The sequence below is a fragment of the Stenotrophomonas sp. SORGH_AS_0282 genome (genome assembly GCF_030818125.1).
GTDB lineage: Bacteria > Pseudomonadota > Gammaproteobacteria > Xanthomonadales > Xanthomonadaceae > Stenotrophomonas > Stenotrophomonas rhizophila_A.
Map to the genome: position 1 here is coordinate 2,577,768 of NZ_JAUTAB010000001.1, position 22,523 is coordinate 2,600,290.

The window sequence follows — 22,523 nt, forward strand, 5'->3', positions numbered from 1 at the left end:
ACACGCTGAACGCCCCGCCTGGCAACCGCCGCCGCCTGCTGATCCAGCAGTGGGGTGCGGTGCTGTGGCCGAGCTTTGTCGCCGCCGGGCTGGCCTGCGCGGTGTTTTTCGCCTTCGTGGATCCGTTGCGCCTGCGCGACATCACCTTTCCGGACCAGGCGCTCAGTCGCGAACTGGGCTACACGCTGGGCTTCTTCATGTTCTGGTCGGTAACCGCTGCCGCCAGCGCGGTCACCGGCTACCTGTTGCGGCCGCGGCCGCGCGATGACGACGAGCTGCCGCTGGGATGACGCCGGCTGCGCCCCCTGCCCTGCGCTGGCGCGCCTTGGTATGGGCAGCGCTGCTCATGCTGTTCTACGCCCTGCCCTGGCTGCGCTGGAACGGGCGGCAGGCACTGCTGTTCGACCTGCCGGCGCGTCGCTTCGACCTGTTCGGGCTGACCCTGTGGCCGCAAGACGTCGGCGTGCTGTTCGGGCTGGTCGCGGTGCTGGCCTGCACGCTGGTGCTGCTGACCACGATGGCCGGGCGGGTCTGGTGCGGGCATGCCTGCCCGCAGACGTTGTGGAGCGGCCTGTTCCGCTGGATTGAACGCAGCGCCACGCGACGACTGCGACCGCCGGCCCTGGCCCGCGTGGTCAAACACCTGGCCTGGGCCGCGGTCGCACTGTGGACCGGTATCACCTTCGTCGGCCTGTTCAGTCCGATCCAGCCGCTGGTGGCCGGCTTCTGGCCGGCCCGCTGGAGCGGCTGGGAAACGTTCTGGGTGCTGTTCTACGCCACGGCCGCGTGGGCCAACGCCGGCTTTCTGCGCGAACAGGTCTGCATCGACCTGTGCCCGTATGCGCGGGTGGCCCCGATGCTGTGCGATGCCGACACCCCGCAGGTCTGCTACGACGCCCGACGCGCCGAACCGCGCGGCCCCCGCCAGCGTGGACAAGGTTCGGTGCAGCAACGCGGTCGTGGCCTGCTCGATCCGACCAGTGCCAGCGACTACGCCTTCCGTGCGGCGCATCCGGCCTTGGCCGGCCCGCCGCCGCGCTTCGCCGACGATCGGCTGGGCGATTGCCTGGACTGCGGTGCCTGCGTCCAGGCATGCCCCATGCAGCTGGACGTGCGCGCCGGGCCGCAGCCGGACTGCATCGCCTGTGGCGCGTGCGTGGATGCCTGCGATGCGCAGATGCGCGCGTGGCGGTTCCCGACCGGGTTGGTCCAGCTGGCCAGCGAAAACGCGATGCAGGGCAGGCCGCGACGGTGGCTTCGTCCGCGCACGCTGGCGGCACTGCTCAGCCTGGCCGCGCTGCTCGGTATCGGGCTGCATTACCTGTAACCGCCATCCCCGGGCGGTTGGCCTCAGCGCGTGCGGTTGTCGGGCGGCGGCACCATCTGCGCGCGCCGGACAATGCCGAGCTGTTCAATGATCAGGGCCAGTTCGTTGGTCACCTGGGTGCGGCCGCGGCCCTGCGGCACCAGGCGTTCAAGCACCTGCTGGTAGGTGGTCCAGAACTCCGGCCCACACCCATGCTTGCTGTAGCTGGCCTCCAGCTCGGTGCGGACGCCGTCAGCCAAGTCATTCGCGCCGTATCGCATACGACCTCCCTTGGACCTGCCCTGCATCGAAGACGAGCAATTCCCCCTGCCAGGCTTGCGCCTGTCGCCCCGCCGCTGGGAGGCGGCGGGACTTCACCCACGTTTCACTCCACCCTTTCATGCCCTTCGCGCCAAGTCAACCAATGGTGAACAGGCGATCAAACAGTGCCTGAACGGTTCAGGCACGCGCATGCCCACGCAGGCAGGATGGCGCGTGGTCGTTTACACCATGATGTCAGCCCGCGAAGAACCGGCGGGTGGTCAGCCCCCCATCCGCCAGATGCCATAGGCGCTGATGGCCACGCCAGCGCCCAGCACCATCCAGGCCACGCCGTTGAAGCGTTTGAACACCTTGGCGAGGCCGAACGAGAGCACGATGGCCGCCAGCCCAAACCCCAGCACGACCACGCCGCTGACGTTGCTGGGCGAATCCCAGAACGAACCGGGCGCGCCGACGGCTGCAAACCACAAGGCGATATCCATCGAACATCCTCGACACGAAACGGTACTGCACAGTAGGTGCGCGCTCGTCCGGGCGAGGTGAAGGACAGAAACGAAAAACCCCGCCGAAGCGGGGTTTGTCGAACTACTGGAGGCCTGGGTCGGAATTGAACCGGCGTACGCGGATTTGCAGTCCGCTGCATGACCACTCTGCCACCAGGCCGGTGACCTTATAAAACAAGACCCCGAGAACGGGGCCTGGTCAGGATTTGGAGCGGGAAACGAGACTCGAACTCGCGACCTCAACCTTGGCAAGGTTGCGCTCTACCAACTGAGCTATTCCCGCAAAATCAGGCGCATATGTTACCGGAACCGCGGGTAACACACCAGCCTTTTACACTTCATCGCCGCGTGCCACTGCGGAGAAAAACAAGGCCCCTCGGGGGCCCTGTCGAAATCTGGAGCGGGAAACGAGACTCGAACTCGCGACCTCAACCTTGGCAAGGTTGCGCTCTACCAACTGAGCTATTCCCGCAGTGTTGCTGCGTCCTGCGACCGGCACCTGCGTCGAAGGAGCGCTATTGTGTCGGGATTCCTTCACGTCGTCAACAGGTTTATGCAGCGGTATTCAGCCGTGCATGCGCATGCCGCGACGATGAAAATAGACCTGTTCGGCCACCCGCCGCAGCAGGCGGGACTGCAGCAGCAGATCCAGCGGCCAATCCGCCTGCAGGTGGTCCATGGCCCAGCGCAACACCCGTTTGCGCCGGAACGTGGGCGCGGCGCGGACGGCGACGCTTTCGGCCGCAGGCCCCCTGCCGCGCAGGTGGCGGGCCACCGCATCGCCGACCGTCCAGCCATGCCGCCAGGCCGAATGGATGCCACCGGCCGACAACGGCGAAACGATACCGGCCGCGTCGCCGGTAAGGATCACGCCCGGCGCGGCGATCGGCCCGCGTGCGAGCCCGCAGGGGACCAGCCCGGCGCGGGTCGCGCTGGGGCGGGCCGCTTCGGGCAGTCCGATCACGCTGCGGATGTGCGCCAGGAAACCCGCCATATCCGGCTGGCGCGCTTGCGCGGGGTCGTGGCGCAGGGCCAGCCCGATCTGCACGCCGGTTGGGTTCTGTGCCGCCCATCCGATGTAGCCGGGCGCGAAGCGACGGCTGGCGAAGCAATGCAGCGCGCCACCGTCTGGCAGCTGCAGGCCTGAAAATTCCTGCTCGACCCCGAACAGGGTGTCGTGTACCCGACCCAGCCCGGTGCGCTGGGCGACGCGCGAACTGGCGCCGTCAGCGCCCACCAGGTAGCGCGTGCGACCTGCCCCGGCCACCTGCCAGCCCTCGCCGTCGCGCACGGCCTCGGTGAAGGACTGCCGCAGCCGCAGCTCGACACCATGCGCAGGCAGTTCGCCTGCCAGCCAACGCATCAGGTTCGGCGTGTCGGTGGTCATGAAGTAGTAGCCCGGTGCGGCCAGCTGCACGCTGCGCAGGTTCGGCGCATACAGGCGCACGCGTTCCACGCGCTGCAGCAGTGCCTGCGGAATGCGCTGCAGCCAGGTCTGTTCAACGACCTCTTTGACCAGGATCCCGGTCGTATGCAGGCGCGCGCCCGGATCTTCCTTGCGTTCCAGCACGCACACGCGCAGGCCGAATTCGGCAGCGGCCAATGCGCAGGCGGCGCCGGCGAAGCTGGCGCCGACCACGACCAGGTCCCAGTCGTATGCGGCGTTGGGGGTGTTCATTGCGGTGCGATCCTGCGACTACGGGCGCACAGGATCGCGGCGGCAGGCGGGGCGGCCATGAAGTGCCGGTGAAGCGGAAATGAAGCGTGGCCGCCAACGAAAAAAGCGACCCGAAGGTCGCTTTTTTCTTGAATCTGGAGCGGGAAACGAGACTCGAACTCGCGACCTCAACCTTGGCAAGGTTGCGCTCTACCAACTGAGCTATTCCCGCTTGGGAGGCGAAATTCTACAGCCAAACGCGGTGCTGTCAACAGCCCTCAGCCCTTCTTTTTCAGGCGCGCGGTTTCACGGGCGGCGCGTTCGTCCTCGCGCAGGCTCGGCCACGCCGCATGCAGGTACTGCAGGCCGGAGAACAGGGTGAGTACCGCAGCGATCGCCAGGGTCCAGTCGCCGACATGAAATACCGGTTCGCCCATCCAGATATCGGACACCGGCGTGTTCGGCGCCACCGAATACAACAGGCACAGCAGCGCGACCATCTGCGCGGTGGTCTTGATCTTGCCGATCAGGGCCACCCGCACCTTCGCACGCTGGCCGATTTCAGCCATCCATTCGCGCAGTGCCGACACCGCGATTTCGCGGCCGACGATGACGGCTGCCCAGAACGCCATCCACGGCGTGGGGTGGCCCTGCACGATCAGGAACAGCGCCACGGCCACCATCAGCTTGTCCGCAACCGGGTCCAGGAAGGCGCCGAACGCCGAGGCCAGGTCGTAGCGGCGGGCGATCCAGCCATCCAGCCAATCGGTCAGCGCGGCGATGCCGAAGATCGCCGCCGAGGCGAAATTGGTCCAGGTGTAGGGGAGGTAGAACACCAGCACCAGCACCGGGATCATCACGATCCGCAGCAACGTCAGCCAGGTGGGGAGGGTCAACTTCATTGCGTCTCTCTACTCGCCGGCCGCAGGGGGCGTGGGCAGTCCATGAAGGTTAGCGTAGATGCGTGCGGCAAGGGCGTCATTGATGCCCTCCACCTTTGCGATTTCCGCCTCGCCGGCCGCCTTCAGGCCGACCAGCCCGCCGAAATGCTTGAGCAGGCTGGCGCGCCGGCGCGGCCCGATGCCGGGAATGTCCTCCAGCTTGCTGGTCATGCGCGCCTTCTGCCGGCGGCCCCGATGGCCGGTGATCGCAAACCGGTGCGCTTCGTCGCGGACCTGCTGGATGAACTGCAGGGCCGGTGATGCGGCGCCGGGGCGCAGCTCGCGGCCATCGGGCATCACCAGCGCTTCGTGCCCGGCGCGGCGCTCCACGCCCTTGGCCACGCCCACCAGCAACACCCCTTCCACGCCGAGGTCGGCCAGTACGGCCTGCGCCTGGGCCAACTGGCCGGCGCCGCCGTCGATCAGCAGCAGGTCCGGCAGCACGCCCTCCTCTTCCACCGCACGCCGGAAGCGACGGTCGATGGCCTGGCGCATGGCCGCGTAGTCATCGCCGGGTTCGATCCCGCTGATGTTGAAACGCCGGTACTGGCTGCGCACCGGGCCGCTGGCATCGAACACCACGCATGAAGCCACGGTGGCTTCGCCCATGGTGTGGCTGATGTCGAAGCACTCCACGCGCTTGACCTGCTCAGCCAGGCCGAGCATCTGCCGCAGGTCCTCGCTGCGCGCATGCTGGGCGCTGCGGCTGGTGAGCTCGCTGACCAGCGTGATCTGCGCGTTGCGGCTGGCCAGCTCGACATAACCGGCCCGTTCGCCGCGCACGTTCCACTTCAGCTGCACCTTGGCCTCGGCCGAAGCGCTGAGCGCCGACTCGATCAGGCTGGCATCCGGAATCTCGCGGTCCAGCAGGATCTCGCGCGGCGGGGAATGTTCGGCGTAGTACTGCGATACGAAAGCGCCAAGCACTTCGTCCGCGCTTTCCTCGCCGTTGGTGCGCGGGAAGAACGGTCGCGTGCCCATGTTGCGGCCATCGCGGAACGCCAGCAGCATCACGCAGGCGCTTGCGCCCTGCGTGGCGCAGGCCAGCACGTCGAGGTCGGCGGCGCGGCCATCCACGTACTGGCGGGTCTGCATGCTGCGCAGGGACGTGACCAGGTCGCGCAGGCGCGCGGCCTGCTCGAATTCCAGCGCTTCGCTGGCCGCCTGCATCTGCGTACCCAGCTCGCGCGCAAGCTGGTCGCTCTTGCCTTCCAGGAACATCGAGGCACGCCGCACCGATTCGGCATAGTCGTCGGCGGCCACCAGGTCCACGCACGGCGCGCTGCAGCGGCCGATCTGGTACTGCAGGCACGGTCGCGAGCGGTTGCGGAACACGCTGTCCTCGCAGCTGCGCAGCTTGAACAGCTTGTGCATGAGGTTGAGCGTTTCGCGCACCGCAGTCACCCCCGGGTAAGGACCGAAGTACCGGCCCGGCACCGCGCGCGGACCGCGGTGCAGCGCGATGCGCGGCCAGTCTTCGCGGGTCAGCAGCACGTGGGGATAGGTCTTGTCGTCGCGCAGCGAGACGTTGTAACGCGGCGACAGCGACTTGATCAGCTGGTTTTCCAGCAGCAGCGCTTCCGCCTCGGAACGCGTCACGGTCACATCCATGCGCGCGACCTGCGACAGCATGGACATGATCCGCGCGGTCTTGGGCGCGCCATTGAAGTAACTGCCCACGCGGTTGCGCAGCGCGCGGGCTTTGCCGACATACAGCAGGGTGTCGTCGGCGGCATACATGCGGTACACGCCGGGCGCGGTGCTCAGGTGGGCCGCGAATGCCTTTCCATCGAAGGCCGGAGCGGTAGTGAGGGTCATTCGCTGATCGGCACGTCGCTCAGTACGCCGCTGACCGGGTCGAAACGCAGTACGGCATGGGCATCGGTCTCGGCGATCCACACCGCACCGCCGCCCAAGGCCAGCCCGGCCGGGCCATGCAGCCGGCGCGGCAGCGCCACGGTACTCAGTTCGCCGCCGCCCAGGCGCAGGGTGCGCAGTCGGCCGTTGCCGGCGTCGGCGATCCACAACACGGGCGCGTCCGGGCTCATCGCAATGGCCTGCGGGTACTGCAGCTGGGCAGCGGTGCGCGGGCCATCCTGGTCGCCGAACGACCACATCCCCTGCCCCACCAGCGTCTGCACCAGGTCGCCACGCAGCTGCATCGACCGGATCGACGAACCCAGCGCGTCGCATACGTACAGCACCTGCTGCACCGCCGCCAGCGCGGCCGGCTGCGCGAACGCGGCCAGGTGGCCGCTGCCGTCACGCTCGTCGATCGCGCCGGAGCCGGCGCGCCAGGACAACGTGCGCTGGCCCAGGTGATAGCTCCAGATGCGGTTGTCGCCGGCCATCGCGATATGGATCTGGTTGTCGGCGACCACCAGACCCTGCGGATGGTTCAGGGGGGTCTGGCGCGGGTCGCCCACCGCGCCTTCGCGCGGCTCGCCCGGACGGCCATTGCCGCACAGGGTGTCGACCTGCCCGGTCAGCAGGTGGATCCGGCGCAACGCATGGTTGCCGGTGTCGGCGACGTACAGCCACTCGCGTTCCAGGGCCAAGCCCTGCGGCCGGTTGAACGCGGCCTCGCCCGGGCCGCCATCCATCATGTCGGCGGTGCCCATCCCGAACTGGCGAAGCACCCGCCCGGCATGGCTGCACTCGAGGATGCGATGGTGGCCGCTGTCGGCGATGTACAGCCGCTCGGTGCTCACCGCCAGCGCGGTCGGGAACAGCAACGGCAGGCGCGGCTCGGGATGCAGCTCGCGCTGGCGCGATGCGTCCGCATCCAGCGGGCTGGACGTCCCCTGGCAGAGTGCATTGAGCGCACGATCCAGCTCCTCGCCGAAGCCGACCAGGCGGTCGACCTCACGCCCCTGTGCATCCAGCAGCACCAGGGTCGGCCAAGCCGCCACGTTGAACCGGCGCCAGCCGTCCCAATCGGCATCCAGCAGCGCCGGCACGGTCACGCCCTGTCGGCGGAGCAGTTTCAGCGCCTGCTCCGGTTCGCGCTCGAAGTCGAAGCGCGGCACCTGCAGGACCAGTACCTGCAGCTTGCCGGGGTTGCGCGACTGCCATTGGCCAAGCTCGGCCAGCCGGTGCGCGCACCACACCGAGGCGGCGTTGACAAAGGCCAGTACCACCGGGCGACCACGCAGTTCGGTCAGGGTGGTCGGGGCGGCATTGAGCCACGTGGCGAATTCGGGCAGATCCTGGACGGGCTGTACGTTCATGCGCTGATTATGCCGGACTGGGCGTCATGCAACCGTCGTGCCACCGTCAATTTCGCGGCGGGCCAGCCAGCCCTCGGCACGCGCCAGGTCCTCGGGCGTATCGATCCCCGGCGGGAAGGCGGCCGGCGACAGCGCCACACTCAGCCGGTGGCCCGCCTCCAGCACCCGCAGCTGCTCCAGCGATTCCAGCTGTTCCAGCGTGCCCGGCGGCAACGCGGCGAACTGCTGCAGGAAACCGGCCCGGTAGGCATAGATGCCGATGTGGCGCAGCCAGTGGGGGCCGGAGAGGCGCTCGCGCGACTGCGCGAAGGCGTCGCGGTGCCAGGGAATGGGAGCGCGGCTGAAGTACAGCGCGTCCAGGTTCTGCTGGCGTACCACCTTGACCACGTTCGGGTCGAACAGGGTCTCGGCATCCTCCACCGGGGTGGCCAGGGTCGCCATGGCGGCACCGCTGTAGACCAGCGCTTCGGCCACCGCGCGGATGCCCTCGGCCGGGGCGAACGGCTCGTCGCCCTGCAGGTTCACCACCACGGTGTCATCGGACCAGCCGGCCTGGCGGGCGCATTCGGCCAGCCGGTCGGTGCCGGAGGCATGGCTGGCGGCCGTCATCGCCACCTGCACGCCGTCCAGGCCCTGCAGGGCGTCGGCGATGCGCGCATCGTCGGTGGCCACCCAGACCTCGCGCGCACCGGCCAGCAGCGCGCGTTCGGCCACGCGCAGCACCAGCGGTCTGCCGCCGAGCAGCCGCAGCGGCTTGCCGGGCAGCCGGGAGGCGGCGTAACGCGCCGGAATGGCGACGACGAAATCGACGGGCTGGCTCATGCGGACCTCTCGGCAATACACGGGAACAATTGCCGCCAGTGTGCCGCAAACGCGGTGCTCAGCGCTTGCCGAGTTTGTCCACGCGGTCCAGCAGGTTGACCCAGAACGCGGCGGGAAGATCGGCCGACAACGGCACCGAAAAATGCCATTCGTTGGCGAACGCCTTGCACTTCACCGCGTCCTTTTCAGTCATCAGCACCGGCAGTTCGCTGCCAAAGCGAAGGTCCGCCGCCTGATACGCATGGTGGTCGGCGAAGGCATGCGGGACCACCCCGATACCGTGCGCACGCAGCATGTCGAAGAAGCGCTGCGGGTGCGCGATCCCGGCCACGGCGTGCACGCGCTGGCCACGGAAGTGCGACAACGCGCGGGCACGGCCGCCGCTGAGCGGCTGCGCGCTGTCGATATGCAGCTGCATCGCCCATTCGCCGAACCCGCAGGAGGCGAGCGCGGACGGATCGGCGCTGGCCTGGCCCAGGTTGACCACGCGGAAGTCGCAGTCGCGCGCGCGTTCGGCGGGTTCGCGCAGCGGCCCGGCCGGGATCAACCGGCCGTTGCCGTAGCGGCGTTGTGCGTCCACCACTTCGATTTCGATGTCGCGCGCCAGCCGGTAGTGCTGCAGGCCGTCGTCGCAGACGATGATGTTGCAGCCCGCCTCGACCAGCGCGTTGCCGGCGGCCACGCGGTCGGCATCGACCCGGACCGGCACGCCGGTTTTCCACGCGATCAGCACCGGTTCGTCGCCGCCCAACGCGGTCGGCGTGCCTGCCTCGACCCAGCGCGGGACCTTGGCCTCTTCGCGCCCGTAACCGCGACTGGCCACGCCCGGCTTCCAGCCCGCCTCGCGCAGGCGGTCCACCAGCGCGATGGTCAGCGGGGTCTTGCCCGTACCGCCGGCGGTCACGTTGCCGACCACGATCACCGGCACCGGCAGCGCGTGGCGCTTGCGCCAACCGCGCCGGTACAGCCCACGGCGCAGCGCCACCACGGCGCCGTACACCGGCGCCAGCAGCCGTGCGGCAAACGGAATCGCACTGCCGTCGTACCAGTACGACGGCGTCTGGGAACCCTTGGACGCCATCAGGGCTGCCTTTCGCGGAACTGCATCTTGTGCAGGTGCTCGTACAGCCCGCCCAGCGCCAGCAGCTCGCGGTGGGTGCCGCGCTCGACGATGCGGCCGTGGTCCATCACCAGCACCTGGTCGGCATGTTCGATGGTGGACAGGCGATGTGCGATCACCAGCGTGGTGCGCTCGGGCATCAGCCGTTGCAGGGCGTCCTGCACCAGCCGCTCGGACTCGTTGTCCAGCGCGGCGGTGGCTTCGTCGAGGATCAATACCGGCGCGTCGCGCAGGATCGCGCGGGCAATCGCCAGGCGCTGGCGCTGGCCGCCGGACAGCAGCGCGCCGTTCTCACCCACCGGGGTCTGCAGCTGCTGCGGCATGCGCTCGATGAACTCCCACGCATTGGCGGCTTCGGCGGCAGCGCGGATCTGCTCCTCGCTGGCGTCCATGCCGTAGGCGATGTTGGCGCCCACGGTATCGTCGAACAGCATGACCTTCTGCCCGACCATCGCCACCTGGCGGCGCAGGTCGGCCAGCGGGTAGTCGTCCAGCGGCACGCCATCGAGCAGGATGCGCCCGCCACTGGGCTCATAGAAACGCGGCACCAGCCGGATCAGGCTGGTCTTGCCGCTGCCGGAGCGGCCGACGATGGCGGTCACGGTGCCCGGCTTGGCATCGAAGGTGATGTCGTCCAGCGCGATGCCGGCATCTTCGCGGTAACGCAGCATCACGTGCTGGAAAGACAGCTCGCCACGCACGCGCTGGGCGCGGGTGCTGCCTTCGTCGCGCTCGACCGGCAGGTCGAGGATGCCGAACAGGCGCTCGGCGGCGGCCACGCCGCGCGAGATGGAGGTCTGCACGCTGGTCAGGCGGCGCAGCGACGGGATGATGGCCATCATCGAGGTCATCAGGCCCATGAACTGGCCGGCATTCAAGCGCCCGGCCAGCGCTTCGCGGGTGGACACCCACACGATCACGGCCAGCGCCAGCGCGGCCAGGAACTGCACGGTGCTGGACGCCAGCGCACGGGTGGTTTCGACCTTCATGTTCAGGCCGAGCATGCGGTTGGCCAGCCGCGAGTAACGCGAGATCTCGTGTGCCTGGGTGCCATGCACCTTCACTTCCTGCTGCGCGGCCAGCGACTGTTCGGCAGTCTGCGCCATGCTGCCCATGCCGTCCTGGATGCCGCGGCTGATGCGCCGGTAGCGCTTGCCCACGAACGAGACGATCACGCCGATCAGCGGCACCACCACCAGCATCGCCACGGTCACCTTGACGCTCATCTGCAGCATCACCACCAGCATGGCGATGATGGTCAGGGTGTCGGCGACCAGGGTCTTGAGCGCATCGGCGCTGGCCTGGGTGACCTGCTCGGTGTCGTAGTTCAGGCGGCTGACCATCACCGGCGTGGCTTCGCTGTCGAAGTGCGACGACGGCAGGTGCAGGTACTTGGACAGCACCTGTTCGCGCAGGTCGCGCACCACGCTGCGGCCGGTGCGGGCCAGTGCGTAATCGCTGACCAGCGTGGCCAGGCTGCGCATCATGAACAGCCCGAGGATGGTCAGCGGCAGGATCACCGCCATGCGCGGCTCGGGGTTGACGAAGCCGCGGTTGACCAGCGGTTCCATCAGCTTGGTGAAGTGGTAACCGGCCAGGGCTTCGACCACCATCGCGATGACGGCGGCCACCATGAACACCCAGTAGGCGCGGGTGTAGCCCAGCAGGCGTTTGTAGATCGGCCAGACCGGCGCGTGTTGTTTACTCATGGACGCACCTCCGGCGCGGTAGCGATGGCGATGCGACGGAAACCGAGCTGGCCCAGGGCATCCTGGGCGGTCACTACGGCCTGGTACGGGGTGCGGGCATCGGCGCGCAGCAGCACGGTCTGCTCACGGTCGGTGCCGGCGACGGCGGCAATGGTCTGCTTGACCGATTCCACGTCGGTGCGCAGCACTTCCTGATCGTTGATGAAGTAACGCCCTTCGGCATTGACCAGCACGCTGAGCGAGCGCGGCGGTTCGGTGGTGTCCTGCTGGCTGGCGGTCGGCAGCTGCAGCTGCAGCGTCGAGCGCGCGTCGAAGGTCGTAGTGACCACGAAGAAGATGATCAGCACGAGGATGACGTCGATCAGGGGTACCAGATCGATGTGCACCTCGTCCTGGACCCGGTCGTTGCGGATACGCATCCGTCAGCCCTTGGCCGTGACGGGCGCGGCGCCGGCCGCCGGCGCGGTGCCGGCGCGCGGTGCCGCGTTCATGACGCCGGGGCGGCCGTCCAGTGCATCCAGCAGGGCCGAGGCCTCCATTTCCATCTCGATCACGTAACCGCCGATGCGGCCCTTGAAGTAGCGATGGAACATCAGTGCCGGGATGGCCACGATCATGCCGGTGGCGGTGCACACCAGCGCCTTGCCGATGCCGCCGGCCAGTTGGTTCACATCGCCCACGCCGTGGTCGAGGATGCCCAGGAACATCTGGATCATGCCCACCACGGTGCCGAGCAGGCCCAGCAGCGGGCCCGCCGATGCGATGGTGCCCAGCGCGTTCAGGAACCGCTCCATGCGGTGCACCAGATGCCGGCCGGCATCTTCGATGCGCTCGCGGATCTGGTCGCGCGGGCGGTTGCGCGCTTCCAGCGCCACGGCCAGCAGCGCGCCCAGCGGCGAGTTGGCCCGCAGCGACTGGATGTGATTCGGATCGAGCTTGCCGCGCGCGGCCCAGTTGCGCACTTCCTGGCCCAGCCCCGGGGGCAGGACCTCGTTACGCCGCAAGGTCCAGAAACGCTCCAGGACGATTGCCAAAGCCAGTACGCCCAACAGCAGCAGCGGCACCATCGGCCAGCCACCGGCCTTGACCAGTTCCCACACGTTTCAACCCTCCGGCCCATTGGCCGCCTGTATGACCGCCGATAGGATAGCAGCCGACCGCGTCCGCTCCGCGGCATCCCACCAACGGCGTTCGAAAAGACGCTGTTCGCGCACCTGCAACCCCTCCTGGCCCAGCCACAGGCGCAGCGCGCCGCTGTCGGCGGTGTTCAGCACTTCGGCAGGGGCCGCCCGCCAGCGCTGCACGACGTCCGGGCGCGGATGCCCGAACCGGTTGCCATGGCCGGCCGAGACGATGGCCAGGCGGGGCGACACCGCCTGCACCCAGTCGGCGGCGGACGAGCCGGCACTGCCGTGGTGCGCCACCAGCACCGCGTCGGCGCGCAGCGCGGCCGGTACCGTGGCAACCAGCGCGGCCTCCTCGCGCTGGCCGATGTCGCCCGTCAACAGCACCACGCCGTGCGCGGTCTGGATGCGCAGCACGCAGCTGCTGGCGTTGCCTGCGTAGTCCATGCCCGGCGGCGGGTGCAGGACGGTGAAGTCCACCCCGTCCCAGCGCCAGGCCTCGCCGCTGCTGCAGGGCAGCTGGATGGCGGGCACCGCACCCGACGGCGCCTGCAGCGGTGGATCGCGAAAGGCGCGGCGCACTGCAGGCATGCCACCGGCGTGGTCGCGGTCGCCATGGCTGAGCAGCAGCCGGTCGAGCCCGGCCTCGCCCAGCGCGTGCAGGGTCGGCACCACCACCCGTTCGCCGGCGTCGAATCCCCCTTCCGCGGCGGGGCCGGCGTCGTACAGCAGGCGGTGGTGGCGGGTGCGCACCCACACGGCCAGGCCCTGCCCCACGTCCATCACCAGCAGCTCGACCTCGCCGGGGGCGGGACGATCGCGGGCCGGCCACAGCAGCGGCAGGCACAGCAGCAGCGCCGGCAGGCGCATCCCGGCGGCGCGCGGCAGCAACAGCCAGAACACCCCGAGAACGGCGACCGGAACCGCCGCGACGCCCGCCTGCGGCGCCCACCACAACGCCCACGGCTGGCGCGCAAGCGCCCCGAACAGCCACCAGCTCGCGTCGAAGCAGGCGGCCGCCCAGCGCCACGGCCAGCGCCCCGCCCCGTCGATCAGGGCTTCAAGCCCGGTGCCAAGCAACGCCAACGGCACCACCACCAGGCTCCACCAGGGAATGGCCAGCAGGTTGACCAACGGCCCCGCCCGCGAGGCCTGCCCGAACAGCGCCACGGTGAGCGGCAACAGCGCCAGGGTGGCCACGCCCTGTGCGGCCAGGAAGGTGCGCAGCCAGTGCACCCCGTGCCCCGGCAGGCACCACACCAGCCACAGCACCCCGGCGAAGCTGAGCCAGAAGCCCGGGGCAAGCACCGACAATGGATCCACCAGCAGCACCGCCAGCGCCGCCAGCGCCAACGCCTGGCCAACGGTGGCCGGTCGTCGCACGCAGCGGGCGGCGGCGACCACCGCGATCATCAGCACCGTGCGCACCGTGGGCAGCGCGAAGCCGGCCACGGCCGCATACAGCGCGGCACCGGCGACGGCCGCCAGCGCGGACGCCAATGGCCGTGGCCAATAGCGTCCCAGCGCAGCAACCGCTCGCCAGGCCAGCCCCGCCAGCCACGCCGCGAACCCGGCCACCAGCCCGACGTGAAACCCGGAGATCGCCACCAGGTGGGTCAGGCCGAGCGCGCGCAGATCATCCCAGTCGCCCTGCCCCAACCCGCGGGTATCGCCCAGCGCCAGCGCCTGGATGAAACGGGCGCCAGGGCCCGGCACGTGTCCCGCGATGGCATCGGCCATGCGCTCGCGCCACGCCGGCAATCCGGTCGGGTCGCCCAAGGCCATCGCCGGGGCGCGCACGTGCCCGGTACCGCTCAACCGCTGCAGCAGCGCATGCCGCTCGGCGTCGAAGCCACCCGGGTTGCGCAAACCACGCGGTGGGCGCAGCCGCGCGTGGAGCTGCCAGCGTGCGCCGGCGCGAAGCGAGCAGCGCAGCGCCGGTTCGGCTGCAGGCGCGCGCGCAGTCGCTTTTGCCGCAGTGACGTCATACCAGGCCAGCGCAAGCTCGCGGCCACGCAGGTGCGCGGGCATCGTCGCATCGTCATCCACGCGGAACCGGAAGCGGGTGCTGCGTGATCCGTGTTGCGGCAGCTCCACCACCCGGCCGCGCAACACGTGGTCCGCAGCCGCAGGCAACTGCAGGGCCAGGCCGGCATGGGCGTGCAGGGTGACCCAGCCGATCCCGGCCAGCACTGCGCCGCACCACCGTGCACGCGGCACCGCACACCAGACCCCTGCACCGCACAGCAGCGCGCACCACGCAGGCATCCGGGGCAACAGCACCGGCGCGAACACCACACCGCACACACCGGCCAGCAGTGCGACCGCACATGCCTTGCCGAACAGGGGCAAAGGCGCTGGAAACGAACGGGAGAAGACGTCCGACAGGAACGACATGAAGGCCACCACGCGCTGGAGTCTGCATCCTTGGCCTGCAGCAACGATGTCGCCATCAGGTGGGTGCGGAACGCGGTGTGGGAAAGCGCCGCTGTCACGGAACCCACAACGCAAAAAAGCCGACCTGATGGCCGGCTTTTCTGTTGTTCCACTGCAGTCACTGGGACTGGAGTGGTGGGCGGTACAGGGTTCGAACCTGTGACCCCTACCATGTCAAGGTAGTGCTCTACCGCTGAGCTAACCGCCCGTTTGTCTCGCTGCGCCGCTGCAATTGCGTCGGTGCAGGCCGCGTATATTACGGACGTCGGGTGTGAAGAGCAACACTTTTGTGAAGGTATTTCACAACGCGTTGTTCAGCCCAGGCTGGCCTCCTTCAGCTGGCGGATCTGGTCGCGCACGCGCGCTGCATCTTCGAACTCCAGGTCGCGGGCGTGCTGGTACATCTGCTGCTCCAGCGCCTGCAGCCGCTTGGCGATCTGGGCCGGTTCCAGGGTGCGGTAATCCACCGCCTCCTCGGCCACCCGGCCACCGCGTCCCTTGCCTTTGCCCCGCGCTTCTTTTTCGGCCGCTTCGGAGCGCGCACCTTCCAGCACATCCACGATCGGGCGCAGCACCGATTTGGGCACTATGCCGTGCGCTTCGTTGTACTCCACCTGCTTGGCACGACGGCGGTCGGTTTCGTCTATCGCCGCCTGCATCGAACGGGTGATCTTGTCCGCGTACAGGATCGCCTTGCCGCGCAGGTTGCGTGCGGCTCGGCCGATGGTCTGGATCAGCGAGCCGGTCGAGCGCAGGAAGCCCTCCTTGTCCGCGTCGAGGATCGCCACCAGCGATACCTCCGGCATGTCCAGGCCTTCGCGCAGCAGGTTGATGCCGACCAGCACGTCGAACTTGCCCAGGCGCAGGTCACGGATGATCTCCACGCGTTCCACCGTATCGATGTCCGAATGCAGGTAGCGCACCCGGATGCCGTGTTCGGTGAGGTACTCGGTGAGGTTCTCGGCCATGCGCTTGGTCAGCGTGGTGACCAGCACGCGGTCGCCGAGCTTGATGCGCTCGTTGACCTCGCTCATCAGGTCGTCAACCTGGGTGCCCACCGGGCGGATCTCCACCACCGGGTCGATCAGCGCCGGTCGGGCGCACCACCAGTTCGGTGATTTCATCGGCGGCTTCGCGCAGCTCGTACGGGCCCGGCGTAGCGGATACGTAGATGCTGCGCGGGCAGCGCGCTTCCCACTCTTCGAAGCGCAGCGGGCGGTTGTCCAGCGCCGAGGGCAGCCGGAAGCCGAATTCGACCAGGGTTTCCTTGCGCGAGCGGTCGCCCTTGTACATCGCGCCGATCTGCGGAATGGTCACGTGCGATTCGTCGATGACCAGCAGCGCATCGGGCGGCAGGTAGTCAAACAGGGTCGGCGGTGGCTCGCCGGCGGCCTTGCCGGTGAGGTGCCGCGAGTAGTTTTCGATGCCGTTGCAGAAGCCGACTTCGGCCATCATTTCCAGGTCGAACTGGGTGCGCTGCGCCAGCCGCTGCGCTTCCACCAGCTTGTTCTGTTCGTACAGCTGTTCCAGCCGCACCTTGAGCTCGGCCTTGATCGTATCCACCGCCGACAGCACCCGCTCGCGCGTGGTGGCGTAATGGGTCTTGGGGTATACGGTGTAGCGCTGCAGGCGGCGCAGGCTTTCACCGGTGAGCGGATCGAACATGCTGATCTGTTCGACTTCGCCATCGAACAGTTCGATGCGCACCGCTTCGCTGTCCGATTCCGCGGGGAATATGTCGATGACCTCGCCGCGCACGCGGAACGTGCCGCGGTGCAGCTCGTACTCATTGCGGGTGTACTGCAGCTGGGTGAGATGGTTGATCAGGTCGCGCTGGTCGATGCGTTCGCCGGTGGACAGGATCAGGCGCAGCGACAGGTAGTCCTCCGGCGCACCCAGTCCATAGATTGCCGACACAGTGGCCACCACGATCGCATCCGGGCGCGACAGCAGGGTCTTGGTCGCCGCCAGCCGCATCTGCTCGATGTGCTCGTTGATCGAACTGTCCTTCTCGATGAAGGTGTCCGATGACGGCACGTAGGCTTCGGGCTGGTAGTAGTCGTAGTAGCTGACGAAGTACTCCACCGCGTTGTGCGGGAAGAACGCCTTGAATTCGCCGTACAGCTGCGCGGCCAGGGTCTTGTTCGGGGCCATCACCAAGGTGGGCTTCTGCACCTGCTGGATGACATTGGCAATGGTGTAGGTCTTGCCCGAGCCGGTCACGCCCAGCAGGGTCTGCTTGGCGATGCCGGCTTCGAAATTGGCCGTCAGCTTCTCGATCGCGGCCGGCTGGTCGCCCGCCGGGGAGTACGGAGATACAAGTTCGAAGCGATCGCTCATGGTGCCGCCATAGACCGGGCCTTCCATTATAGCGGGGGGTTGGGTGACGGCCGGCTGAGGGGGTGTCCTACCCTGGAGGCTGCCTTTGACCGATGGTCGGCCTGCTCCGGACAGGGCACGGTGACGCCTTGTCTCCGGTATCCCCCCATGCACCGCCCTAGCCCCTTGCCCCGGCCCCGGGGGTTCACCCTGCTGGAACTGATGGTGACCCTGCTCATCCTGGCGGTGCTCTGCGCGCTGGCCCTGCCCTCGCTGAGCGCCAGCGTCAGCCGGATGCGCGCCGACATGCTGCGCATGCAGCTCGTCTCGGTGTTCAACAGCGCGCGCAGCACGGCGATCACCCGCGCCGCGCCGGTGGCCGTCTGCCCTAGCGAGGACGGCATGCACTGCGGGAACGACTGGAGCCGGGGATGGCTGATCCACCTGGACCGTGGATCGGAATCGGGGACGGCCCCGCCCTCGCCGACGGATGTCCTGCAGTACCGCCCCGGGTACCGGGATGGCTCGGTGGTGGCGCGGTCCAGCCAGAATCGCCCGCGCCTGCGCCTCCAGCCCGACGGGCGCAGTGGCGGCAGCCCGCTCACGGTGGCCATCTGTGCCGGAGGGCAGCTGCATGGCGAAGTGGTCGTGAACAACGTGGGCCGCACCCGGGCCGCGCGCAGGCGGGACACCGTGGACTGCCCGCACTGAGCGGCCGCGCCTACCTCTACACCAGCCACCAGAACGACAAAAGCCGCGATTGCTCGCGGCTTCTGCAGAAACTGGCGCCCGAAGTTGGACTCGAACCAACGACCCCCTGATTAACAGTCAAGTGCTCTAACCGGCTGAGCTATTCGGGCGGGGACGCGAATTCTAGACGTTCACTCGTGGCGTTGCAACCGCCGGCGGCCATTTACCAGCAATCCAGCGCACTGGTGTTGGCCGGGGTCTTCACCCCCGCCTGGTTCACCGAGATGGTGCCGCACGGGTCCTTTGCCTGGTCACCCTGCGGAACCGCCGTAATCGTAAACGCGTTGGCACTGGTCGAAGCATAGGTCACCTGGTACATCGGCTTGCTGCCATCGCGTGGCGAGGCGATGGTGGTGCCGCTGTTCTCCACGAACTTGAAGTTCGTATAGCTGTTGTTGAGCGTGTGCTGGCGCTCGGCGCGCTGTGCGTACTCCACCAGCTCCGCCTTGGCCGCGGCGCGCTTGGACTTGCGCACCTGGGCGGTATAGGAGGGATAGGCGATGGAGGCGAGCACGGCGATCACCGCGACGACGATCATCAGCTCGATGAGGGTGAAGCCCATCACCTCGCGTGGCCCACGCCCGTTCATGGAAGAAAGCTTGCTCACTTGATCTGTCTCCACGATTGACGACCACACGGATAAGGAATGTACAGCGTGTCGGTTCCGAACTGGATACCGCCCATACAGACGCTGGACGGAACGTTCGGCGGCGGGATTGCGCCTCCGCCTCCCCCAAGTGCAGGCGGCGACTGGCGCGGCAATGCAAACGCATTTGCGTTGGTGATGGGCGACCCAGTCTTGGACGTGCTCTTGAAGCCCGCGGTTCCAACGGCGAAGGCGGTGCCGGTCGGCGAACCCAAGGTCGCGCGGCCCAGCGCCCCTGCACCGGTCAGCGGCTGCAGCCCAAACAGCCAGTTCTCGCCGGGAACCGCGCAGCTGGTGCTGGCGTTGGTCGGGTCACGCGGAACGTACGTTGGCATGTAGACAATACCGTTGGACAGCGACGGATTGGCTACGAAGCGCTCGCGGTATGCCAGGTCGATGAACCAGCCGCGCGAGCCGGTCGGCGGCGTGCCTGCGGTCAGCGTTCGTTGCGAGCCCGAGAAGTTGGCTGTGTAGCCAGACAGGTTTGCTCGGGAAAGTCCGGTCCCGATCGGACCATTGACCGTATCGTTCACGGCATACAGCGTCTGCAGCGAGCTGTCCCTCGGATCGTCCTCGAACGAGAAGCTCCCCGTCCCGAAATACAGCATGACACCGCCGCTGTTACCGGCGCCGGCAGTAATTCCGCCGGTGATCGGCTGGCGTATCCGCACCCCGGATTCCGTGGAAGGCAGCGTGGTGAACAACGGCACGCTCAGATTGCCGGTGCTGCGCAGATCAAATTTCCACACGGCACCCTTCTGGTCCGTACCATACACCGTATCCGAGTAGCCGTCCCGGGTGCGCTTCTGCTGGTTGGTGTCGCCCCAGCGGTCAACCACCACGATACTGGCCAGCCCGTTGCTGCCAGAGGGCACGTCCGTCCCAGCTTCCACCGCCTCGATCATCCGCGCCTTGCCGTCCTCGATATTGACGACGAAGAGCACGGCCTTTCCGCTGGCACTGTTGAACCCGTTGCCGAAAATCGCCTTCCAGGTGGCCTGTCCACCCTCCAACACCGGAACGATCACCGGCTTGCCCAGCACGAACCCGATATTGTCGCGGACGTCCTTGGGCAGCGTTGTATCCAGGTCGCTGATTTCCCAGCGCTTGCTGTTGGCATCGAACGCAGTACCGTGGGTGACATCGAGACCGAACACGCTGCGCCCGCCTGCGCCCGACGCCCCCACCAGCGTGGTATGCCAAGCGGAGTTGTAATACGTATCTCCCACGGCGATTTGACCGTCAACATAGTACTTGTGCTTGAACTTCTGCCCCACCTTCGAGGTGGCATCGTAGGGCACGAGCAGGTTGGCCATATGCCCGAGCGAAGTGCTCGGAATATAGGCAAACGCTTCGGTTCCGCCTCCGGCGACGACGCTGCCGTCCCCCTTCATGCCACCATTGAAAGCGTGCAGCATGCCGTCATTGGCACCTGCGTACACCATGTACTGGGCCTTCGCGCTCTTGTCGTCCAGGAAGTTCTGGTACGAGGTTTCGAGGGTGCCGCCGAAGCGGCGATAACCAAAGTCGTCGATGGGCGAGGTAATCACGGGGGTGGAGTTGATGATGTCGCCAAGCCGCGTCGTACGGTCGCGCAGGCGACCCCCATTGCGCTTTTCGCCTGAGGTATCGCCGCGCAGGTAGGCCACCGCGCCGGCGTCAGTTACGCTGGTGCGGGCCACGACGTCGTCGCAGACCAACATACCGGCATTCTGGGCGGTCTTGCTGCACAGATCCGCGAGCGTGACGGTTGCGGTAGAGAAATCATGCGTCTGGCCGCTGCGCGTAAAGAAGATCCGCCGCGACGCAGCCGACGGCAGCCTTGCGCTTGCCTCCCAGAAATCGGACTGCACCAACGCACGCGTGGTGGGGTCGACCGACAGCCGCACGGCGGTCAGCGTGCTGGACCAGTCCGTCCCTTCATTCTTGATGTCATAAGACGATCCGGCAGTAATCGAGCCAACCCCGATGCGCGCACCGCTCGCACCCGTGCCGCTGGCCGGCGCGCCGCCGGAACCCACTGCCTGCAGCACGCGGGCCATGGCTGCGGTGATGTCCACTGGGGTGCGGGCGTTGATGTACTCGCCACGGGTATTCACGGCAGCGTGCCAGATATCGTCAACCGTGCTGCGCTCGTCGTCCTCGCGAGGCGGCCAGTTACCGTAGATCGATGCGTCCTTGTAAGGATCCTGCTTGAGGTTGGAATTGAACAGATTACCGCGCGCGCCCAGCGTCACACCATAGAAATTCAGGTGAAGATTGGTCTGGCAATCCAGGCTCTTGTCACCATTTCCGCACGCCTCTGGTACCGGCACCATCCCGGACGGCAGGTCCGGCCGCAATGGCGGCTGGGCGCCATTGTTGTTGTAGAAGCGGGTCACGATGTCCGCCATGGTGTTGGAGTACGAGTCACTGAACGGCGTGCCCATGTTCTGGTCGTTGTTGCCAACGGTGGGACCACCGCCGTTGCTGAAACCGTCGGTGAACAGCATCACCGCGTTCTTCTGGCAGGAGTTGGTGATGGGTGCGCCGTCGTCGGTGCGGGTAAACTGCAGGGCCGCCGCGTTTACCGCCTGGCGATTCGGCGTGCCACCGCTTGCCGTCAGCGAGAGCATGTCCGCGTACAGGGCCGCCTTCTCGTCAGCGTTTCCCATGGAACGCATGGCCAAGCGCTTGTTGGTGGCGGTTCCACTGTCGTAACTGCCGTTCTGGTTGATGCGGAAATAGCCCACCTTCAGCTCTTCCACGCCTTTCATCGAGCGTGTCATGCCCGCGATCATCGCGCGGTTGCGGTTGCCGTAGTAGGTAAACCAGTTCGCGAAATTCCGCGACGCCGCAGTATCGCCGGCCAGCGTGTATTTCCACATCGTGCAATTGGTGCCGCAAGCATTGAATACCTTTTCGCGGGTGGCCCCTGCGTACGCATCAACGACGCCGGGCAGCTGCGGGCGGGGCTCGCCATCTGCCGTAAAGGGTACGAAGAACGTGGCGGGCACGTACTCGATGGCGATATTCGCCTCACCCCTGTTCGATGGCCAGGTGTAATCCGTGTTGTACTGGTAATTGGTGTTGTTGTATCGGAACCGCGTGTTTGCAGGAATCACCATGCCCGTCTGCATGCGGAAACTGTCGTTGGCGGCCGTGCTGTAATAGTTGGCAACCAGATTCACGGTAGCGGTGCCGCCATTGGGCTGGGGATTGATCAGCGCCGCCGTGGGGGAACTCGGGAGGTAATCCTCCAGGCCCGACTTCGCCCAGGGCTCGTACGTTACCGTCGGGTCGTAGTAGCTGGGGTTATAGGCAGCAGACCGGGCAAAACCGAGCGAATTGATCGGCGGAATGCCATAGTAGTTATTGATGCGCGGACCCGGCACGACGAAAAAGTAATCGCAGTTGCCGGACGTGTACAACTGCCCGTTGGCGTCGAAGAAGCTCTGGCGGGTGGTATTCCAGCACCCCTCGCCATCGCGGCCCGGGAACTGGGTCTGGAAGTTCATGGAGCCGGAGTCGTCCACTGCCATGATGAACGACGCCGGTGCCGACGTCTTGCTGGCCAGTGGCTCCTGCGCCAGGACCCCTTTGCCCTGTGCCGCGATCAGCGAGTAGCCGACGATTGCCAGGCCGATTGCTGCTACCGTCGAACCGGCAGCCGTCCACTTGAATCTGCGCGAAGCCATG

General features: G+C 67.3%; 17 protein-coding genes, 6 tRNA genes and 1 pseudogene. 3 read left to right on the top strand and 21 right to left on the bottom strand.

The window, feature by feature from the left end; translation table 11 throughout:
• Positions 1 to 5 precede the first annotated feature (5 nt).
• Positions 6 to 290: a hypothetical protein gene (locus QE395_RS11480; RefSeq protein WP_095364065.1), complete on the top strand. Its 285-nt coding sequence runs from the start codon at positions 6 to 8 to the stop codon at positions 288 to 290.
• Positions 287 to 1,327, top strand: coding sequence for a 4Fe-4S dicluster domain-containing protein (locus QE395_RS11485; protein ID WP_095364030.1), 1,041 nt, complete (start codon positions 287 to 289; stop codon positions 1,325 to 1,327). Before QE395_RS11480 ends, QE395_RS11485 begins: the two co-directional genes overlap by 4 nt.
• A gap of 23 nt (positions 1,328 to 1,350) precedes the next feature.
• Here QE395_RS11485 and QE395_RS11490 read toward each other — a convergent pair whose 3' ends face one another.
• From QE395_RS11490 to uvrB, 18 genes and pseudogenes are all read right to left on the bottom strand, one after another.
• Positions 1,351 to 1,587 (bottom strand): hypothetical protein, encoded by a 237-nt coding sequence (locus QE395_RS11490; RefSeq protein WP_068850770.1) that lies wholly within the window; start codon positions 1,585 to 1,587, stop codon positions 1,351 to 1,353.
• A 261-nt stretch (positions 1,588 to 1,848) separates the two neighbouring features.
• A complete protein-coding gene (locus QE395_RS11495; RefSeq protein ID WP_068850768.1) occupies positions 1,849 to 2,070 on the bottom strand; it encodes a hypothetical protein in 222 nt (73 codons plus the stop codon).
• Between the two features lie 107 nt (positions 2,071 to 2,177).
• Positions 2,178 to 2,251 (bottom strand) — tRNA-Cys (locus QE395_RS11500).
• 47 nt (positions 2,252 to 2,298) lie between these two features.
• Positions 2,299 to 2,374: transfer RNA gene (locus QE395_RS11505), tRNA-Gly, on the bottom strand.
• 113 nt (positions 2,375 to 2,487) lie between these two features.
• Positions 2,488 to 2,563, bottom strand: a tRNA-Gly gene (locus QE395_RS11510).
• 93 nt (positions 2,564 to 2,656) lie between these two features.
• On the bottom strand, positions 2,657 to 3,769 hold the full coding sequence (locus tag QE395_RS11515) for an NAD(P)/FAD-dependent oxidoreductase (protein WP_093534066.1): 1,113 nt from the start codon (positions 3,767 to 3,769) through the stop codon (positions 2,657 to 2,659).
• A 135-nt stretch (positions 3,770 to 3,904) separates the two neighbouring features.
• Positions 3,905 to 3,980: transfer RNA gene (locus tag QE395_RS11520), tRNA-Gly, on the bottom strand.
• Between the two features lie 46 nt (positions 3,981 to 4,026).
• On the bottom strand, positions 4,027 to 4,650 hold the full coding sequence (pgsA, locus tag QE395_RS11525; protein ID WP_068850761.1) for a CDP-diacylglycerol--glycerol-3-phosphate 3-phosphatidyltransferase: 624 nt from the start codon (positions 4,648 to 4,650) through the stop codon (positions 4,027 to 4,029).
• A gap of 9 nt (positions 4,651 to 4,659) precedes the next feature.
• Positions 4,660 to 6,507, bottom strand: a complete 1,848-nt coding sequence (gene uvrC / locus QE395_RS11530; RefSeq protein WP_306989166.1) for an excinuclease ABC subunit UvrC — start codon at positions 6,505 to 6,507, stop codon at positions 4,660 to 4,662.
• The gene (locus QE395_RS11535; protein ID WP_210132255.1) at positions 6,504 to 7,919 is read right to left on the bottom strand and encodes a hypothetical protein; all 1,416 of its coding nucleotides are present in this window, start codon (positions 7,917 to 7,919) and stop codon (positions 6,504 to 6,506) included. Before QE395_RS11535 ends, uvrC begins: the two co-directional genes overlap by 4 nt.
• A gap of 24 nt (positions 7,920 to 7,943) precedes the next feature.
• Positions 7,944 to 8,741 carry a 3-deoxy-manno-octulosonate cytidylyltransferase gene (gene kdsB, locus QE395_RS11540; protein ID WP_095364026.1) on the bottom strand — a complete coding sequence of 266 codons (798 nt, stop codon included), beginning with the start codon at positions 8,739 to 8,741 and terminating at the stop codon, positions 7,944 to 7,946.
• Between the two features lie 58 nt (positions 8,742 to 8,799).
• Positions 8,800 to 9,822, bottom strand: coding sequence for a tetraacyldisaccharide 4'-kinase (gene lpxK, locus QE395_RS11545; protein ID WP_093534058.1), 1,023 nt, complete (start codon positions 9,820 to 9,822; stop codon positions 8,800 to 8,802).
• Entirely contained in the window at positions 9,822 to 11,570 is a 1,749-nt protein-coding gene (gene msbA, locus QE395_RS11550; RefSeq protein ID WP_068850745.1) for a lipid A export permease/ATP-binding protein MsbA, read from the bottom strand. Before msbA ends, lpxK begins: the two co-directional genes overlap by 1 nt.
• Positions 11,567 to 11,989 carry a biopolymer transporter ExbD gene (locus QE395_RS11555; RefSeq protein WP_068850743.1) on the bottom strand — a complete coding sequence of 141 codons (423 nt, stop codon included), beginning with the start codon at positions 11,987 to 11,989 and terminating at the stop codon, positions 11,567 to 11,569. The genes msbA and QE395_RS11555 overlap by 4 nt, the downstream gene beginning before the upstream one ends.
• A 3-nt stretch (positions 11,990 to 11,992) precedes the next feature.
• The gene (locus QE395_RS11560; RefSeq protein WP_095364023.1) at positions 11,993 to 12,670 is read right to left on the bottom strand and encodes a MotA/TolQ/ExbB proton channel family protein; all 678 of its coding nucleotides are present in this window, start codon (positions 12,668 to 12,670) and stop codon (positions 11,993 to 11,995) included.
• A 3-nt stretch (positions 12,671 to 12,673) separates the two neighbouring features.
• Positions 12,674 to 15,091: a DNA internalization-related competence protein ComEC/Rec2 gene (locus QE395_RS11565; protein WP_306989172.1), complete on the bottom strand. Its 2,418-nt coding sequence runs from the start codon at positions 15,089 to 15,091 to the stop codon at positions 12,674 to 12,676.
• Positions 15,092 to 15,263: 172 nt separating this feature from the next.
• Positions 15,264 to 15,338 (bottom strand) — tRNA-Val (locus tag QE395_RS11570).
• A gap of 106 nt (positions 15,339 to 15,444) precedes the next feature.
• Positions 15,445 to 17,470, bottom strand: a pseudogene (uvrB, locus tag QE395_RS11575) (excinuclease ABC subunit UvrB).
• 147 nt (positions 17,471 to 17,617) lie between these two features.
• Between uvrB and QE395_RS11580 the strand changes: the two are divergent.
• Positions 17,618 to 18,160, top strand: a complete 543-nt coding sequence (locus QE395_RS11580) for a GspH/FimT family pseudopilin (RefSeq protein WP_306989174.1) — start codon at positions 17,618 to 17,620, stop codon at positions 18,158 to 18,160.
• 72 nt (positions 18,161 to 18,232) lie between these two features.
• Here the strand turns inward: QE395_RS11580 and QE395_RS11585 are convergent.
• The 3 genes from QE395_RS11585 to QE395_RS11595 form a co-directional block, all read right to left on the bottom strand.
• Positions 18,233 to 18,309: transfer RNA gene (locus tag QE395_RS11585), tRNA-Asn, on the bottom strand.
• Between the two features lie 53 nt (positions 18,310 to 18,362).
• Positions 18,363 to 18,788 (bottom strand): type IV pilin protein, encoded by a 426-nt coding sequence (locus QE395_RS11590; protein WP_095364021.1) that lies wholly within the window; start codon positions 18,786 to 18,788, stop codon positions 18,363 to 18,365.
• Positions 18,789 to 18,802: 14 nt separating this feature from the next.
• A complete protein-coding gene (locus QE395_RS11595) occupies positions 18,803 to 22,522 on the bottom strand; it encodes a PilC/PilY family type IV pilus protein (protein ID WP_249834038.1) in 3,720 nt (1,239 codons plus the stop codon).
• Position 22,523 lies beyond the last annotated feature (1 nt).

Coding starts and splice junctions, on each gene's coding strand:
- QE395_RS11580 (WP_306989174.1), top strand. CDS start 17,618: ATGCACCGCCCTAGCCCCTTGCCCCGGCCCCGGGGGTTCACCCTGCTG.
- lpxK (WP_093534058.1), bottom strand. CDS start 9,822: ATGGCGTCCAAGGGTTCCCAGACGCCGTCGTACTGGTACGACGGCAGT.
- QE395_RS11515 (WP_093534066.1), bottom strand. CDS start 3,769: ATGAACACCCCCAACGCCGCATACGACTGGGACCTGGTCGTGGTCGGC.
- QE395_RS11565 (WP_306989172.1), bottom strand. CDS start 15,091: ATGTCGTTCCTGTCGGACGTCTTCTCCCGTTCGTTTCCAGCGCCTTTG.
- QE395_RS11485 (WP_095364030.1), top strand. CDS start 287: ATGACGCCGGCTGCGCCCCCTGCCCTGCGCTGGCGCGCCTTGGTATGG.
- QE395_RS11590 (WP_095364021.1), bottom strand. CDS start 18,788: ATGAACGGGCGTGGGCCACGCGAGGTGATGGGCTTCACCCTCATCGAG.
- msbA (WP_068850745.1), bottom strand. CDS start 11,570: ATGAGTAAACAACACGCGCCGGTCTGGCCGATCTACAAACGCCTGCTG.
- QE395_RS11495 (WP_068850768.1), bottom strand. CDS start 2,070: ATGGATATCGCCTTGTGGTTTGCAGCCGTCGGCGCGCCCGGTTCGTTC.
- QE395_RS11555 (WP_068850743.1), bottom strand. CDS start 11,989: ATGCGTATCCGCAACGACCGGGTCCAGGACGAGGTGCACATCGATCTG.
- QE395_RS11535 (WP_210132255.1), bottom strand. CDS start 7,919: ATGAACGTACAGCCCGTCCAGGATCTGCCCGAATTCGCCACGTGGCTC.
- uvrC (WP_306989166.1), bottom strand. CDS start 6,507: ATGACCCTCACTACCGCTCCGGCCTTCGATGGAAAGGCATTCGCGGCC.
- QE395_RS11595 (WP_249834038.1), bottom strand. CDS start 22,522: ATGGCTTCGCGCAGATTCAAGTGGACGGCTGCCGGTTCGACGGTAGCA.
- QE395_RS11490 (WP_068850770.1), bottom strand. CDS start 1,587: ATGCGATACGGCGCGAATGACTTGGCTGACGGCGTCCGCACCGAGCTG.
- kdsB (WP_095364026.1), bottom strand. CDS start 8,741: ATGAGCCAGCCCGTCGATTTCGTCGTCGCCATTCCGGCGCGTTACGCC.
- pgsA (WP_068850761.1), bottom strand. CDS start 4,650: ATGAAGTTGACCCTCCCCACCTGGCTGACGTTGCTGCGGATCGTGATG.